Annotated in this window: 13 protein-coding genes; 3 read left to right on the top strand and 10 right to left on the bottom strand. The window is 62.7% G+C overall.

Features of this window, described 5'->3' with window-relative positions; genetic code table 11:
* Window positions 1–174: 174 nt before the first annotated feature.
* From ACYVM5_RS05930 to ACYVM5_RS05905, 6 genes are all read right to left on the bottom strand, one after another.
* A complete protein-coding gene (locus tag ACYVM5_RS05930) occupies window positions 175–2490 on the bottom strand; it encodes a peptidylprolyl isomerase (RefSeq protein ID WP_460617209.1) in 2316 nt (771 codons plus the stop codon).
* Between the two features lie 184 nt (window positions 2491–2674).
* Window positions 2675–3088: an ATP-binding protein gene (locus tag ACYVM5_RS05925; RefSeq protein ID WP_460617208.1), complete on the bottom strand. Its 414-nt coding sequence runs from the start codon at window positions 3086–3088 to the stop codon at window positions 2675–2677.
* Window positions 3089–3200: 112 nt separating this feature from the next.
* The gene (locus ACYVM5_RS05920) at window positions 3201–3530 is read right to left on the bottom strand and encodes an STAS domain-containing protein (protein ID WP_198069888.1); all 330 of its coding nucleotides are present in this window, start codon (window positions 3528–3530) and stop codon (window positions 3201–3203) included.
* A 21-nt stretch (window positions 3531–3551) separates the two neighbouring features.
* On the bottom strand, window positions 3552–5042 hold the full coding sequence (locus tag ACYVM5_RS05915; RefSeq protein ID WP_460617207.1) for a PP2C family protein-serine/threonine phosphatase: 1491 nt from the start codon (window positions 5040–5042) through the stop codon (window positions 3552–3554).
* 198 nt (window positions 5043–5240) lie between these two features.
* Complete coding sequence (gene guaB / locus ACYVM5_RS05910) at window positions 5241–6719, bottom strand: IMP dehydrogenase (RefSeq protein ID WP_460617206.1); 1479 nt, start codon at window positions 6717–6719, stop codon at window positions 5241–5243.
* A gap of 89 nt (window positions 6720–6808) precedes the next feature.
* Window positions 6809–8221 (bottom strand): alpha/beta hydrolase-fold protein, encoded by a 1413-nt coding sequence (locus tag ACYVM5_RS05905; RefSeq protein WP_460617205.1) that lies wholly within the window; start codon window positions 8219–8221, stop codon window positions 6809–6811.
* Between the two features lie 272 nt (window positions 8222–8493).
* Here ACYVM5_RS05905 and ACYVM5_RS05900 point away from each other — a divergent pair, with 272 nt between their 5' ends.
* Complete coding sequence (locus ACYVM5_RS05900) at window positions 8494–9345, top strand: Rossmann-fold NAD(P)-binding domain-containing protein (RefSeq protein WP_460617204.1); 852 nt, start codon at window positions 8494–8496, stop codon at window positions 9343–9345.
* A gap of 137 nt (window positions 9346–9482) precedes the next feature.
* Window positions 9483–10325 (top strand): FRG domain-containing protein, encoded by an 843-nt coding sequence (locus ACYVM5_RS05895; protein WP_460617203.1) that lies wholly within the window; start codon window positions 9483–9485, stop codon window positions 10323–10325.
* Between the two features lie 9 nt (window positions 10326–10334).
* On the opposite strand, the gene ACYVM5_RS05890 is transcribed toward ACYVM5_RS05895, so the two are convergent.
* Entirely contained in the window at window positions 10335–11249 is a 915-nt protein-coding gene (locus ACYVM5_RS05890) for a fatty acid desaturase (RefSeq protein WP_460617202.1), read from the bottom strand.
* Window positions 11250–11362: 113 nt separating this feature from the next.
* Window positions 11363–14008 (bottom strand): ATP-dependent RNA helicase, encoded by a 2646-nt coding sequence (hrpB, locus tag ACYVM5_RS05885; protein WP_460617201.1) that lies wholly within the window; start codon window positions 14006–14008, stop codon window positions 11363–11365.
* Between the two features lie 131 nt (window positions 14009–14139).
* On the opposite strand from hrpB, the gene ACYVM5_RS05880 reads away from it, so the two are divergent.
* The gene (locus tag ACYVM5_RS05880) at window positions 14140–14658 is read left to right on the top strand and encodes a hypothetical protein (protein ID WP_460617200.1); all 519 of its coding nucleotides are present in this window, start codon (window positions 14140–14142) and stop codon (window positions 14656–14658) included.
* Window positions 14659–14666: 8 nt separating this feature from the next.
* Here the strand turns inward: ACYVM5_RS05880 and ACYVM5_RS05875 are convergent, their stop codons facing one another.
* Window positions 14667–15455, bottom strand: a complete 789-nt coding sequence (locus ACYVM5_RS05875) for a YqjF family protein (RefSeq protein ID WP_460617199.1) — start codon at window positions 15453–15455, stop codon at window positions 14667–14669.
* A 63-nt stretch (window positions 15456–15518) separates the two neighbouring features.
* Window positions 15519–15851 carry a rhodanese-like domain-containing protein gene (locus tag ACYVM5_RS05870; protein WP_460617198.1) on the bottom strand — a complete coding sequence of 111 codons (333 nt, stop codon included), beginning with the start codon at window positions 15849–15851 and terminating at the stop codon, window positions 15519–15521.
* Between the last annotated feature and the right edge of the window lie 41 nt (window positions 15852–15892).

Raw genomic sequence — 15892 nt, 5'->3', positions numbered from 1 at the left:
CCAAACAGCCCCACAAATTTCACCATAAATCCGTTGGCAGACAAAAACAAGGAGCCCAAGCCCGCCCGGAAGGTTGCAGCTATAAGAACCAGACCTTAGAACGGAGAGCTTAGCACTCAGAATTAAATATTTCTGAGTGCTAAGCTCTCCGTTCTAAGGTCTGAAAATCAAGGATTACTTGGTTACCAGCTTGCTTACTTCGGCCTCGTTCACTTTCACGGGGCGGGCGGCGCGCATCTGGGCAATCCATTCTTTTTCCAGGTAGGTCTGGTAGTCCGACGTGGCCTGGCCACGGGCTTCGGCCAGGGTTTTGGGTCCGGCGGGCAGCGTGCGGTCGATGGTGACGGCGTAGTAGCGGCCGTCCTTCTGCACGTTGTAGGTGCCGGGACCTTTGGTCATCAGCTCATCCATCACCTTGTTGTCGCCTTTCTGGAATACTTTCTGGCTGATTTGCACCGACAACGGGTTCAACTCGTTGAGCTCCGATTCGATGGCGGCGGGGTTGCCGCTGAACAGCGCCACCTGGGCCGAGTTATCGGTGCCGGGCTTGGCCTGCACCACCTTGCGGATGCGGCTGGCCGCCACGCCCCGGCGGCGCAGCTGGCGCACCGTCGAGTCGGCGCGGGCATTGGCCAAGCTGGCTTTTTCGCCCTTTTTCACGCGGCCCGTGATGGTTACCAGCATGCTGGTGTCCTGGGTCATGCGCTTGCTGATATCATCCAGCGCTAATACGCCCGTTTTCGCCAGCGCCGTGCCGTTGGTGAAGGTGATGCGGGGAGGCACGCTCCGGGTGAGTGGGAAGCGCCCGGCCTTCATGGCTTGCTGCACACGAGCCAGCAGGGCGGGCGTGGCGGCACTCACCACGGTGCCCTGCACGCGCTGGTCCCACTGGTACTTGGCCTGGTTGTCGGCGAAATATTTTTTCAGGCCCACAGTGTCCTCAATGGCCTTGCTCCACACCTTCTCGTCCATCAATTGGAAAAGCAGGATGCCGTCGCGGTACTCCTTCACCAGCATGCGGTAGTCCTCATACTTGGTGTCGAGGCTGTTTTTCTCGAAGTCGGTCAGACTCTGCTCCACGTACTGGTCGTAGAGCTGCTGCATGGCGAAAGCCGGCTGCGCGCCCGTGCGGGGCCGCTGGTTTTGCTGCACGTAGGTCAGGAAATCCTTCACCGAATAAGGCTTGCCCTTGATGGTGAACAGCGTCGAAGCATCATTGGTAGTGCCTTTCGACACTTTTGCCATGGTGGTAGGGGCCGAGTACTTGAAGCGGCCGGCCACCAGTGCCGTGTCAGCTTTGCTGAACGCATAGGTTTTGGCCAGGGCCACTTCCGAGAACTGGTCTTCCTGGCGCACACGCTTCAGGAAGGCAGCCTTATTGAGCTCCGAGCGGGAGTCCTTGGCCACTTTGCTTTTCAGGCTGGGCTCCATGTCGGCAAACTTGGCCAAGGGCTGGCGTTCAATCAGCTTGATGATGTGCCAGCCGTAGGGCGTCTGGACCGGGGGCGCGATGTCGCCGGGCTTTTGCAGCTTGAAGGCGGCGTCCTCGAACGAAGGAATCATGCGGCCGGTGCCGAAGGGCGGCAGCTCGCCACCGTTGGCCGCCGAACCGGCGTCTTCCGAGAACTGGGCCACAAGCTTGTCCCAGTTCTCGCCCTTTTTCAGACGGCTGTACAACTCGTCGATTTTCTTTTTGGCCGTGAGCGAGTCGTTTTTGGCGGCGTTGGCGTTCATGCGAATCATCAGGTGAGCTACCTTGATTTCGCCCTGCGCCGTGCGCTTGTCGTTTACCTTGATAATGTGGTAGCCGAAGCGCGTGCGGATGGGCTGCGATACCTGCCCCACGGGCGTTTTGTAGGCCGCCGACTCAAACGGATACACCATTTGCATGGCCGTAAAGTAGCCCAGCTTGCCGCCGTTCTCTTTGGCTGAGGGGTCTTCGCTGTTGGCGCGGGCCAGTTGGCCAAAGTCGGTGCCGGACAGGGCCTGCTCACGCAGCTTCACAATCTTCTGGTATGCAATCAGGGTGTCCTGCGGCGTGGCATCGGGCGATACGCGCACGAGGATGTGCGAGGCATTCACCTCTTGGCTCATGCGGTCGTAGGCCTCGCGCACCAGCTGGTCGGTCACGCTCTTCTCGGTGAGGTAAGGCTGGGCCAGCTGCTGGCGGTAGCCCTCCAGCTCGCGCTTGAAGGCCTGCGTGGTATCGAGGCCCTTCTGCTCAGCTTCCAGCACTTTCAGGCGGAAGTTGGTGTAGAGGTCCAGGTAGTCGCTTACGCTCTGGCGGGTGCCGTAGTCGGGGGCCGAGCTGTTGTTTTTCCGGTAGACGTAGGCAAACTCGTTGGCCGGTACCGGGTAGTTGCCCAGCGTTTCAACGGCCGGGCCGGTAGCAGTAGAACCCGTAGTGGCCGATGCGGCCGGTTTGGAAGTTTGGCAACCAGCCAGCAGCGTGACAACGGCCGCGCCGGCGTACAAAATGCGTTTATGCATAGGAAAAGTTAGAAGACAAAAGCGCTAAGCCAGTAGTAAGTAGCGGCGCGGGCATAAAATTACCGGTGCGAAATTAACTAATTTCCGGGCGGAATGGCGCATGTTCTCAGCCGGAGAGGCCGGATAAAAAAAAGACCGTCGTGCAGGGCACAACGGTCTCAAAAATAAGGTGCAAAAGCAGGGTTCAGGCCAAGTGCTTGCTGAGGTGGCACACGGTGTGGTTGCCACGCGTAAAAAACTCCACGCGGTCCATGAGCCGGTTCACCAGCGTCATTCCCATGCCGCCTTTGCGGCCCTGCTGGATGTAGGCGTGAAAATCGGGGCTGGCCGTGGGGCCGGGCAGGAAAATGGTGTCGCCGTTGTCGGCAATCTCCACGTTCAGGTCGTGCTTATCAAAGGCCAGGGTAAGGTCCAGAAACTGGGTTTCGTCCTCGCCGTTGGCGTGGATGATGAAGTTGGCCACGACCTCATCTACGGCCAGCACCACCTGATTCACCGTCACCTCGGAAAGCTGCCGACTGTTAAGGTAATTCCGCACAAAATCGCGCACCTGTTGCAGGTGGGCACGCGAGCAGGCAATGCGGAGGGCAGACTTCACTTGGGAAATGTTGATAGTTGAGGGTCGAATGTTGAGCTGATTAATGTGTAGAAGCTAAAGAACCGAAGTCCTCGTCAACTCAACATTCAACCCTCAACACTCAAAACGTCAATTAAGCGGCTTCGGCTTCGGTGAGGCTTGGGACGATGGTCATCAGCGCATCCAGGCCCAGGATTTCAAACACGTTGAACACTTTTTCCTGCATGTTGAAGAACACCAGCTTCACGTTGGCATCCTGAAAGCGCTGGAGGTGCGAAATGAAAACCCCCAGGCCAGCCGAGGAAATGTAGCTGAGTTTGGCGCAGTCAATGAGGACTTTGCGGTAATTGAGAATGTCGGGTTTAGCCAGCTCAGTATCAAGCACAATGGCGGAACTGGCATCCAGCTCGCCATCGAGCAGCAGGGTGAGGGTATCGGCGGAGGGTTGGGCGGTAACTTTCATAATGAGGGCGATACGTCAGGCCTACGGTAGGGGTTGGGCCGACTTGAATTTAATCACGAGCAGGGTCTGGTCGTCGTGGATGGGGAAGCCGTGGGTAAAGGCGTTGAGGTCGTCGAGGATGAAGTTTTTAATGTCCTCGGCCTCTTGAAAATAACTTTCCTCCAGGCGCAGCTTGAGGCGGTCTTCGCCGTATTCGTCGGTGCCGGAGCCACCACGCGCCTCCACAATGCCGTCGGTGTAAATCACCATCACATCGCCGGGGCTGTAATCGTAAAACTGGTTTTTGATGTGCTTTTCGTAGCTCTCGTTCCGAATGATGCCGAGGCCAAGGCCGGCGGAGTCGAAGTAGAAAACTTCCTCGCGCAGGGCGTGGTAGTAGAGTGTGTGGCAATGCCCGGCGCGGGCAAATACGAAACCACCCTGCTCATAGTCAATGATGTAGAGCGAGGAGGTGATGAACGATGACTTCTCCAGGCAGTGCACGAGGGCGGTGTTGGCCTGGGCCATGAACTTGCTGGGCACCGGAAATTTGTCGCGCTCGTTCTTGGCCAGCGGGTTTTCCTGCATCAGCGAGTGGAAAATCCCTTTCATCTGGGCCATGTGGAAGGCGGCGGTCACGCCCTTGCCGCTCACGTCGCCGATGATGACGGCCAGCCGCCGGCCCGGCAGGTGCAGAAAATCGTAGAAGTCGCCGCCCACTTCCTTGGCCGCCAGCGAGTGCGAGCTGATTTCGAACCAGTTATCGGTGGGCAGGTTTTTGGGAATGAGGCTGTCCTGAACCTGGGAAGCAATTTTCAGCTCTTCCTGAGTGCGCTGATTGGCCAGCGAGGCCCGCATCAGCTCCAGGTTTTCGATGCTGAGCACGGCCTGGCCGGTGAACGTCTGGAGGATGCTGACATCTTCGCGGTTGAAGGTGCCGGGCTCCACTTTTAGCAAATACAGTGTACCGTAATTGAAGTGCAGGCCGCGCAGCGGCAGCTGGATGAGTGAGCGGTAGGCCTGCGAGGTGCCCAGAAAGCCGGGGCGGCGGTTCAGGTCGTTGGTCACGTACTCACCTTCCACCAGGGGGTGAGCCCGCAGGCCGGCACGCAGGGCCTCGGCCTGCGCGGGCGTGATGTTGTGATACTGCGTGGCGTTGGTGTCGTCGGTGCCGGTGTGGTTGGCGTCGAGGTCGAGCCAGGCGGCGTCGGCCTGCACGGTTTGCACCGCCGATTCCAGCAAAACGGTGTACACCTCGGTAGAAGTCTGGCCCCGCTGGACAATCTGAGCCAGGCGCTGCAGGCTGAGCATCTCGTTCTCGCGCAGGGCCGCCGGGGGGGCGCTGCGCTGCGTAGCGGGTGCCCGGAAAAACAGCTTAAGCAGCACTGCCAGGGTGCCCAGGTCGGCCAGCAATAGCAGCCAGATGGCCCAGGGCGTGGGCCCGGTGTTGCCGTCAGCCAGCAAATTGCCGATGGCCAGCGCTCCGCTCAGCAGCGCTAATAGAAAACCAATGTATAGTAACGGATGACGCACAGACAGAAACCAGGAATAACACAAGCACACCAGCCCGCCGCGCCGTAGCCGACGCTCAACCGGCGTGCAAGATACAATCGGCTATTTGAAAAGGCTCCATCTGGTAAAAGGCATAAAAAAGGGGCAATGCCGACCGTAATCGGCATTGCCCCTTGTAATTCAAAGCGCTGCTTGGGCTTTGGCGACGTTGATATTAGGCTAGCGGCTCGAATAATTTGGCGCTTCGCGGGTAATCTGCACGTCGTGCGGGTGGCTCTCGCGCAGGCCCGCCCCGGTGATGCGTACGAACTGCGCCGCCTGCAGTGCCTCAATGTTGGCGGCACCCACGTAGCCCATGCCCGCCCGCAGGCCGCCCGCCAGCTGGTAAATCACCTCCGATACATTGCCTTTAAACGGCACACGGCCCACAATGCCCTCGGGCACCAGCTTCTTCACATCGTCTTCGGCATCCTGGAAGTACCGGTCCTTGCTGCCGTCTTCCATAGCTTCCACCGAGCCCATGCCGCGGTAGGACTTGTACTTGCGGCCTTCGTAGATGATGAGGTCGCCGGGGGCTTCCTCGGTGCCGGCCAGCAGCGAGCCCACCATCACGGCAGCCGCGCCGCCGGCCAGGGCCTTCACAAGGTCACCGGAGAACTTGATGCCGCCGTCGGCCACCAGCGTCACGCCGGTGCCTTCCAGGCCCTTGGCGGCTTCGAGCACGGCCGAAAGCTGCGGCACGCCGATGCCGGCAATGATGCGCGTGGTGCAGATGGAACCGGGGCCCACGCCCACTTTCACGCAGTCGGCCCCAGCGTCGGCCAGGGCGCGAGCGCCGGCGGCGGTGGCCACGTTGCCGGCCATCACGTCGAGGTTGGGGTGGGCATTTTTGATGGCCCGCACGGCGTCCATCACGCCTTTGGAGTGGCCGTGGGCGGTGTCGAGGCTCACAATGTCCACGCCGGCTTCAACCAACGCGGCCACGCGCTGGAGCAGGTCGGGTGTCACGCCCACGGCGGCTCCTACGCGCAGGCGGCCAAGGTGGTCCTTACTGGCGTGCGGGGCGCGGCGGCGCTTGCGGATGTCCTTATAAGTCATCAGGCCGGCGAGGCGGCCTTCGGAATCGACCAGCGGGAGCTTGTCGACTTTGCTATCGGTGAGCAGGGTTTCGGCCGCAGCCTGGGTGATGCCGGCGGGGGCCGTCACGAGGCGGCTCAGCGGTACCATCACCGTGGTTACGGGCTGATTCATGTCCTTCTCAAAGCGCAGGTCGCGGCTGGTGAGGATGCCTTCGAGGACGTGGCCGCCGTTCACTACGGGGATGCCGCCGATGTTGTGCTTGCGCATCAGTTGGCGGGCGTCGGCCAAGGTGGCGGTGGGCGGCAGGGTGAAGGGGTCCTGAATCAGGGCCGACTCGCTGCGCTTTACGCGGCGTACCTGCTCGGCCTGCGCCTTGATGGACATATTCTTATGAATGATGCCCAGGCCGCCTTCCTGCGCCAGCGCAATGGCCATGTCCGACTCCGTAACGGTGTCCATGGCCGCCGAAATCAGCGGGGTTTGCAGCCGGATGTTGTTGGTGAGGCGGGTGCCGGTGTCGCAGTCGCGGGGCAAAACCTCGGAGTACGCTGGCAGCAGCAGTACGTCGTCGTAGGTGAGGGCCTCGAAGGCAATTTTGGGGTTTGCGGAATCCGCCATGGCAAAAGGGGTTGGGGGTTGGGGCCTTTTGCCAGTCAAAGGTACGGCGGGAAGTTGGGTTAGAAGCCCACCTGCCCGCCGCCCTATGATTATTCTTTGGTGAATTTGCTGGTGCCCACCGCGCTGCCGGCCGTGAGGCGCGACAGGTACAGGCCCGAGGCCAGACGGCTCACGTCCACGTTCTGGCCGTTGTGCACGCGGGTACGCAGCACGGCCCGGCCCCGCGCGTCGCTGATTTCGAGCAGGGCATCGCCGGTCAGATTAGCGGGCAGCGCCACGCGCAGCTCACGGGCGGCGGGGTTGGGGTAGAGGCTCACGCTCAGCGTCTGGGCCGCGCGCGTGGCCGTGGCGGTGGCGGGCGCATACAGCCAGGAATAGCCGGCCGGAAACTCGCGCTTCCAGAACCATTCGGCGTGCTGGCCGTCGGTGCGGGTGTTGAAGTTGAGGTTGGCGGCCGGTACGCCGCCGCGTTGCAGCGAGTCGCGCAGGGCCTGCATCTGGGGCACCATGGTGGCGCTTTCGGTGGTGCCGCTCACGAAGTAGAAGCGGGTGTTGGGGTTGGCCGGGTGCTGGTGGGCGTAGGCGGCCAGCTGCGGGTAAGCAAACCAGTAGGCCGGCGAAAACGACGCCACTTTACCAAACACCGTCGGCTCGCGCAGGGCTGCGTAGGTGGCAATGAGCCCGCCCATGCTGGAGCCGCCGATGCCAGTATTGGCGCGGTCGGGCAGGGTGCGGTAGTTGGTATCGATGTAAGGCTTGAGGGTTTGCACCAGGAAATCGATGTACAAATCGCCCTGGCCGCCACCGTAGGCCGGGTTGTTCCAGGGCGAGTATTCGTCAAGGCGGTTGGCACTGTTATCGATGGCTACCACAATGCAGCCGGTGGGGTCCTGGCCGCTGGCGGCCAACTGGTTCAGGGCCTCATCTACGCCCCACTCGCCGGCGAAGGAGGTAGCGGCATCAAACACATTCTGGCCATCCTGCATGTATAGCACGGGGTAGCGGCGGCCGCTGGTGGCGTAGCCGGGCGGCAGATACAGCCACACGCGGCGGGTGCGGCCCAACTGCGGCATGGCGAAAGCGGTCGAAATCACGCTTACGTTGGCGGCAGCCGTTGAAGTTGGCCCGCCACCGCCGGGGCCGGCGAGGTCTTCCCAGTTCAGCACCTGAACCAGCACCGTGGCCGGAGCCGTGCCAAACGTATAGGTGCGGTTGGGCACCGAGCCATTCGAGGCGTTGGTTTCGACGGCGGCCCAGGAGCCGCGCGTAAACTTGTATTCCATGGTGCCGGTGGCGGCGGGCAGCGTAATCTGGTAGCTGCCGTCGGCGTTGTGGGTGAGGGCGTGGGCGGCGCTGCCAGGGTTCCAGCTATTGAAGGTGCCCGCGATGTAGAGGGTGGCATTGGCCGGCGTGTTGGCTGGCACGGCCGTGATTTTGAAGGTGACCTGGGCCTGAGCGGTGAAGCCGATGAGCGCCAGCAGCAGCGAGAAAAGCTTTTTCATAGGAGCGGGTGGGAGTTGGAAGGATTGGAAAATTCGAGCCGTGAAGGTACGGCATGACCAGTGGGGGCTTTGGAGTCGTCTGTCATCCTGAGCTTGCGAAGGACCTTGTCACGCCAGCACATTTCGAATTAACTGCAAGCTGGTCATCGGTGATAAGGTCCTTCGCAAGCTCAGGATGACAGACGGTACCAACTATCCGCAAACAATCTATCCGCAAACAATTGCCCACTCTAACCCGTCTTAGCACCTACCATTTCAATAAATGACTTATCATGTCTGATTCCACTGCCAAAACCTGGTTTATCACCGGGGCCTCGTCCGGTTTCGGCGAAGCCCTGGCCGACTATGTGCTCGAAAAAGGCGACCGCGTGGCCGCCACCTTCCGCAAGCCCGAGCAAGCCGACGAATTCACCAAGAAAGCCGCCGACCGCGCCCTCGGCCTGGTGTGCGACGTGACCGATGAGGCCACCGTCAAAAGGGCCATTGCCGATGCCATTGCCAAGTTCAACCAGCTCGACGTCATCGTAAACAATGCCGGCTACGGCTCGATGGGTAGCATTGAAGAAGTGCCCGCCGAGGAAGTGCAGCGCCAGTTCGACGTGAACGTGTTCGGTGCCCTGCATGTGCTGCGCGCCGTGTTGCCGCAGCTGCGCAAGCAGCGTAGCGGCCACGTGCTCAACATCACCAGCATCGGCGGCCTGAAAACCTTCCCCGGCGTGGGTATTTACAATGCCTCAAAGTTTGCCCTGGAGGCAATTGGCGAGAGCCTGAGCCAGCAGGTGGGGCCGCTCGGCATTAAGGTGACGAACATCGAACCAAGCGGCTTCCGCACGAAGTGGGCGGGCGAGTCGGCCACCATTGCTGATACCAAAATTGACGATTACCAAGCCACCGTGGGCGAAAACCTGCGTGGCATCCAAGGCTACAGCGGCAAGCAGCCCGGCGACCCCGTGCGCGCCGCCAAAGCCATGTACGACGTGGTGCAGCTGGAGAACCCGCCGCTGCACCTGCCCCTTGGCAAAGCGGCCGTGAAAGGTGCGCGCGAGAAATTCGCCGGCATTGCCAAAGAACTGGAGCAGTACGCCGAAGTAGGCGACGCAGCCGATTTTCCGGCTGGCGAGTAGGTAACGTATGAGGTAGGGGCGGGGCTTGTCCCCGCCCGGTTGTTGAGCGGAATCGTTGGTTCGGTTCTGACGACCGGGCGGGGGCAAGCCCCGCCCCTACCTTTTACAAGCCTGTCCGCCCAACGTATCTTCGCCCCATGCCCTTATCTGCTAACAACGACTACGAAGCCACTTCCTGGGAAGACCTGCAACGGCTGCTGTTTCAGAATACCTGGGATGCGCGCATTGGGCGGTTCCGGTCGCCGTTTGTGTACCGGGGCGGCCGCTCGCGCCATTTTCAGCTCGAAACCAGCCTGCAGCGGCTGGGGGGAGAATACCAGAATCTGGAGCACCACCTGCTGCGCAACTTCCGCAAGTATGCCCGCGAAACCAGCCTGCCCACTGCTACTACCAGCACCTGGGACTGGCTGGCGCTGGCCCAGCACCACGGCCTGCCCACCCGCCTGCTCGACTGGACGTACTCGCCCTACGTGGCCCTGCACTTCGCTACCGACGATATTGCGGCCTACCACGAAGACGGTATCATTTGGGCGCTGAACTACGTGAAAGCCGCCGAGCACCTGCCTCAGCGCCTGCGTCAAGCCCTGCAATCCGAAGGCTCCAACGTCTTCACCTCCGAACTACTACAGCCCGTGAGCAGCAGCCTGCGCGAACTCGAAGAGCTGCAGGCCGAGCCTTACGTGCTGTTTCTGGAGCCCCCCAGCCTCGATGCCCGCATTGTGCATCAGTACGCATTGTTCTCCTTGATGAGCACGGCCCAGAGCGTGCTGCACGACTGGCTGGCCGACCGGCCGGAGCTGTATTTCCGCATCATCATTCCCGCCCGCCTCAAGTGGGAAGTGCGCGATAAGCTCGACCAGGCCAACATCACCGAGCGGGTGCTGCTGCCGGGCCTTGGTGGCCTCAGCCGCTGGCTGCACCGCCACTACTCGCCCCGGGCCGATGGCAAGAACTTTCTGGACGACAATGAGATGCGCTAATATCAGCCGCTAGTTCTGCCACGGCCAGCGCCAGCGGAAGCTGCGCTCTTTGGCGCGGGCTTTTTGGGTGTGGTCGCGGCCGACTACCTGCACATCCCACACCAGGCCCACGGCACGCAGGCTGGCTACCAGGTACCAGCCCAGGTCGAGCTCGTACCATTCGGTGCTCATTTTGGCCGAGCTGGGGTGGGCGTGGTGGTTGTTGTGGAAGCCCTCACCGAAGGATAGCGCGCCCAGCACCCAGTTGTTGTAGCCGTGCTCGGTGGCGTCGTCGATGTCGTAGCGGGCGTAGCCGTATTTGTGCGAGATGAAGCCCACGAACCAGTGCCCCAGAATGGTGATGCTGATGCGCAGCGGCACGCACACTATCATGGCTTCGAACCCGAAAAAGGCCCAGATGAGGCCGGCCGCCGCCAATACGTGCAGGTACCAGGTTTTTTCGAGGAAGGCTAGCCAGGGGTCGTACAGGTCTTCGTCAGGAATTTCGTAGCGGCCGATATCGCCCGATTTCAGGGCGAAATGCAGGTTCCAGTAGTAATCCTTCGCAATGGAATGGTCGTAGCGGAAGTAGGCCGGGCAGTCCATGCGGTTCTGCCAGTAGTCGCGGAAGTAGTGCACCCGCACCCACGACAGCGGCCCACCCAGCCCCGTATGCACAAATAAATACGCCAGCAGCCCCCGCGTAAACCGCGCGCAGCGGTAGGAGCGGTGAATGATGCCGCGGTGCAGGCCAATGGAATGCCCGAAGCCCACCGTGACCACCGTAATCAGGGCCGAGGCCAGGCTGCGCGGCCCGGACAAGCTGGAAAAGCCCCACACCAGCGCCGGGGTGAGCATCAGGTAGAGCCAAACGATTTTGAGCCAGCCCGGCGTGAGTTGGTCGCCGGCAATAACCGGCGCTTCGGAGGGAGCAGTAGCAGCCATGTAACTGTGGAAAGGAGCGTTGTTACTACGAAGTTACGTGACGGCTGCCCGGCAGCGAAACGGTTTTTTAGCGGCCGTTTTGGGGTCGTAATAGCAGGACGCGCCGTCCCGGTTTACTGTCCCAACCGCTTCTTGGTGAGGCGGGTTGGGATGTGTTCCATTGGCTTGTCGGGCCAGGGATGGCGGGGGTAACGGCCTTTCAAATCCTTGCGCACTTCAAAGTAACCCTTCTCCCAAAAGCTGCGCAAATCGCGCGTGACCTGCGCTGGCCGGCCGCCGGGCGACAGCAGGTGCAGCAGCAGCGGCACGCGCCCGGCGGCCACGGTGGGCGTTTCGGTCAGGCCGAACAACTCCTGCAATTTCACCGCCAGCACGGGGGCAGCCGGGTCGCTGTAATCCAAGGTGATGTGCGAGCCGCTGGGCACTTCCAGCGCGGCCGGGGCGAGGCGGTCCAGTTCCTGGCGCTGGTTCCAGCCGCCAGGCAGGCGGGAGAGGAGTGGCTCGTAGAGGTCGAGGCGCTGCACCTGGTCAAGGGTTTTGAGGCCGGTGAGGTGCGGCCCGAGCCAGTCGGCCAACTCGTGAGCCAGCGTGGCATCATCAAAAGCGGGCCAGGGTTCTGCACTATCAACTGAGGGGAAGTGCTGCCGCAGAAACTCCAGCCGCTGCTGGAGCTGGCGGGCGGCGGGCGTCCAGTTAAGCTTGCTCACGCCGGCTTCCTGCAGATAGTCGAGCAGGGCCCGCGCCACCAGCGCCGCATCAGGCTGACCAATGACTTTTTCATCGAGCAGCAACGCGCCTAGGCGGCGCACCCGGCGGCCGGTCACGCGTTGCGTGTTGGGGTCGTAGCGTACTTCGTCAGTGGTCGTAATCTGGTCACCGAAAGCCAGTTCCAGCTCATCTTGGCCCAGCGGTGCCGCCAACGTGGCACGCGGGGCCGAGGCCGTGCCCGCCAAATGCGCCACCGCGAAAAACGTAGCCTGTGGGTCTACATCGGTTGTGTTCAGGCTCACGCGTTGGCCCGTCACGAGGCGCAGGCGGTCGTGGGTTTCGCGCTGGGCCAGCCGGTCGGGGTAGGCTAGTGCAGTGAGCAAGCCCACGGGTGAATGGGTAATTGAGTGAGTGGGTGAATTATTGGGTTTGCCCATGCGGCCGGTAAGGTTGCGGGCCACGTCGCGCACCCGTTGCAACGTGGCGTGGTGGAGGGCGAGGCCGGGCAGAGGCGGGCGGCCGCTGGCCAAGGCTTCGAGGCGCAGGCGCAGGTCGGGCGGGGCGGGGCGGGTGTCGGTAGGGGCGGCCCAGCGCAGCAGGTCGCGCTCGGCCAAAAGCGCAGCGATAGAAGCTGCTGCCGCCCCGTGGCCCAGCTCCTGCCCGCGTACCACGAGGTGGCCCAGGCGCGGCGGCAGGCCCAGCGCGGCTAATTGGCGGCCTTGCAGAGTGGGCTTTTTGGAGTTAAGAGTTGACACCGGCTCACCAACCCTTAACTCTTCACTCCTAACTCTTAACTCAGACAAAGCGCCCAGCCGCAGCAGCAGCTCCTGTGCTTGGGCAAACGCAGCCGTCGGCGGCACATCGAGCCAGCGCAGACTGGTAGGTTCAGCCGCGCCCCAGAGGGCCAGCTCCAGGGCGAGGCTGCTGAGGTCGGCGGTGTGGATTTCGGGCGGGCGGTGGGCCGGCAGGTTGTGGTGCTCGGCTTCGGTCCAGAGGCGGTAGCAGGTGCCGGGCGCGAGGCGGCCTGCGCGGCCCCGGCGCTGGTCGGCGGCGGCGCGGGCCACGGGCACGGTTTCGAGGGTGGTGAAGCCGGTGCGCGGCACGAAGCGCGGCACCCGGGCAAAGCCGCCGTCAATCACCACCCGCACGCCCTCGATGGTGAGGCTGGTTTCGGCAATGCTGGTGGCCAGGATGACCTTGCGCCGACCCGCCTTTGAGGGACGCAGAGCCGCGTCCTGCGCTTCGAGCGGCAGTTCGCCGTGCAGCAGGTGCAGGTCGATGTTTTCGGGTAATGATTCGAGCTTGCGGGCGCTGCGCTGCAAGTCGCCCACGCCGGGCAGGAAAACCAGGATGTCACCTTCCGGGTGGGCATTCAAAGCGGCTTTTACCTGCGCGGGCACCAGCTCGGCCAGCCGCTCATTGGGCTTGTTGGGCAGGGCCGAGGCGCGGCGCGGGTCGAGGTAGTGCGTCTCAATCGGAAACAGAAAACCGGCCGACGACACCACCGGCGCGGGCAACCACTGGCCCAGCCGCTGGGCCTCCAGCGTGGCACTCATGATGAGAATGCGCAGCTCGGGCCGTAGCACCGCCTGCGCATCCAGCGCCAGCGCCAGGCCCAAATCCGCGTTCAGGCTCCGCTCGTGGAATTCATCAAACACCACGGCCGCCACGCCTTCCAGCGCCGGGTCGTCCTGAATCATGCGCGTGAGAATGCCCTCGGTGATGACTTCCACGCGGGTTTCCTGGCTCACTTTGCTATCCAGTCGCACGCGGTAGCCGATGGTGCGGCCCACGGGCTCGCCCAGCAGCTGGGCCAGGCGGGCGGCCGCGCCGCGCACGGCCAGCTGACGCGGCTCCAGCACCAGGATTTTATCGTTGGGGTTGCGCCATTCGGCGGCCAGCAGCTCCAGCGGCACCACGGTGGTTTTGCCCGCGCCGGGCGGCGCTTCCAGCACCACGCGGCTGTGGACGGCCAGTGCGGCCCGCAACTCAGGCAGCGCCGCGATAATGGGCAGGTCGGGGAGGGGCGGCAGGACGAAGGCGTTGGGCATCGGGCCAAAATTACGGCCTGAAGCGGGGCGGCGGGTCCGCGTGCGATTGCCGCAGAGGCGTGGGGCTGCCGGCTACCGATTGCCGAAACGGCGTTAAGTTTGGTCTGCAACCGCATAGTGCCTCTTTCCCAATGTCATCTAACCAAGTGTCTTCCCCGCCCATCAATGCGGCTGCTCTCGCCTACCTGCCCGCTATGCGGCAGTTTCTGGCCGAAATCGGCATTCCGACTCAGGAAGTTGAGATTACCGTCGAGACCTTCCTGCCCGGCATCCTCATCGAAAACGGTGGCCTGCTGATTGACCCCGCCAAGCTGCTTTACCCCGGCGACATCCTGCACGAAGCCGGCCATCTGGCCGTGACGCCCGCCGCCGAGCGCGTCCAGCTGGCCGGCAATGTGATGGCCGGCAAGCCCGACCAAAACGGCATCGACGGCGAAGAAATCGTGGCCATGCTCTGGTCATATGCTGCAGCTCAGGTCATTGGCGTGCTGCCCGAAATCGTATTTCACCCTGCCGGCTACCGCAACTCCAGCAACTGGATTCTGAATAATTTCCGCCAAAGCATCTACCCCGGCCTGCCCTTGCTGGTCTGGATGGAGATGACGACGACCGATGGCTTTCCCCAAATGACCCGCTGGCTGCGTGCGTAGCAGCCGTGCTACACTTGCTGCATGGGCCACAGCTCCACGCTCACGGGGCCGCCGGCATGTACCACGGGTTTTCCGGCCGGCGTGGGCAGGCCATGGCCTTCAATCAGGTTCGACTCCAAGTGCAGCACCTGGGCCGTGCTGAGCGGCCACGGCGCGTGCGCCACCCGGCCCCGGTAGAGCTTGGTTTGGGCCTTGTTGCTGGTGTAGAGCGCATACCGCTCGGTGAGGAAAAACGCCAGCGAGCCCGGCTCCGAAGGCGGCAGCGGCGCGCCGATTTTCCAGGTGGCGCGGAAGCTGGCGGGCGGGGTGCTGCCATGTGTGCGGGTAGCCGTGAACTGCCGTAAATCGGCGCTGGGCCGTTCCAAGCGCATGTCGGCGCGCAGGTAGGGCAGCCGGAAAAACGTGCGCGCCACCCATACGGCCAGCGCGCTGGTGGCATCGAGCGAGAAAAACCACACGCCCGGCACGCCGTCCAGATGCACGTAAGTCCGCACATTCAGCTCCAGGAAGGCGTTGGTGCCCGGCACTTCCGGCGTGAGGCGGGTGCGCACCTTGCTCATCTGAAACGGCACCACGGCCAGCCACGCCATGCCGTCGTGCAGGTCAATTTTGAGGCGGGGCGGCAGGTGCGGCTGTAGTAGTTCGGCCGGCACGGCCCAGTGCAGAAATAGCAGTTCGCTCCACTGTTGGCGCAGCAGGGGCTGGCCCATGGGCCGCTCGCGCAGGGCCAGCCGGTCCGAAAGGGTAGGGGCTAGGGCGGAAGAAATAGGGCTGGTGGGCAGCGGGAAATCGGGCATGAAGAGCGGCAGCGGTTGGCAGGGATAACAACGAACCCCGGCAAGTGGCGGCCGCGGCTGGGCCTAATACGTGGGAAATGCCGGGTCGACTCGTTCGGCCCAGGCATCCACGCCGCCGCGCAGGTTGATAACGTTGGTGCGGCCCAGGCGCTGGCGCAGGTAGCCCAGGGCGTGGGCCGAGCGCACCCCGTGGTGGCAAATGACCACCACCGGCCCCTCCGTGCGGATTTCGGCGGCCCGGCGCGGCAGCTCGTCCAGGGGCAGCAGCAGGCTGCCGGGCAGGTGGCAATACTCAAACTCCATTTCCTCGCGCACGTCGATGAGCTGAATATCTTCGCCGGCTTGCAGGCGGCGGTGCAGGTCTTCGGGGCTGATTTCTAGGGAGAAGCTGGACATAGAGCGGGATTGAAGCTGCAAAAATAGGTCCGTCGCGTTCT

Source organism: Hymenobacter ruber (assembly GCF_054783255.1).
Note: the sequence above shows the minus strand (reverse complement) of the source record. Positions and strands in the feature narration are given on the sequence as shown.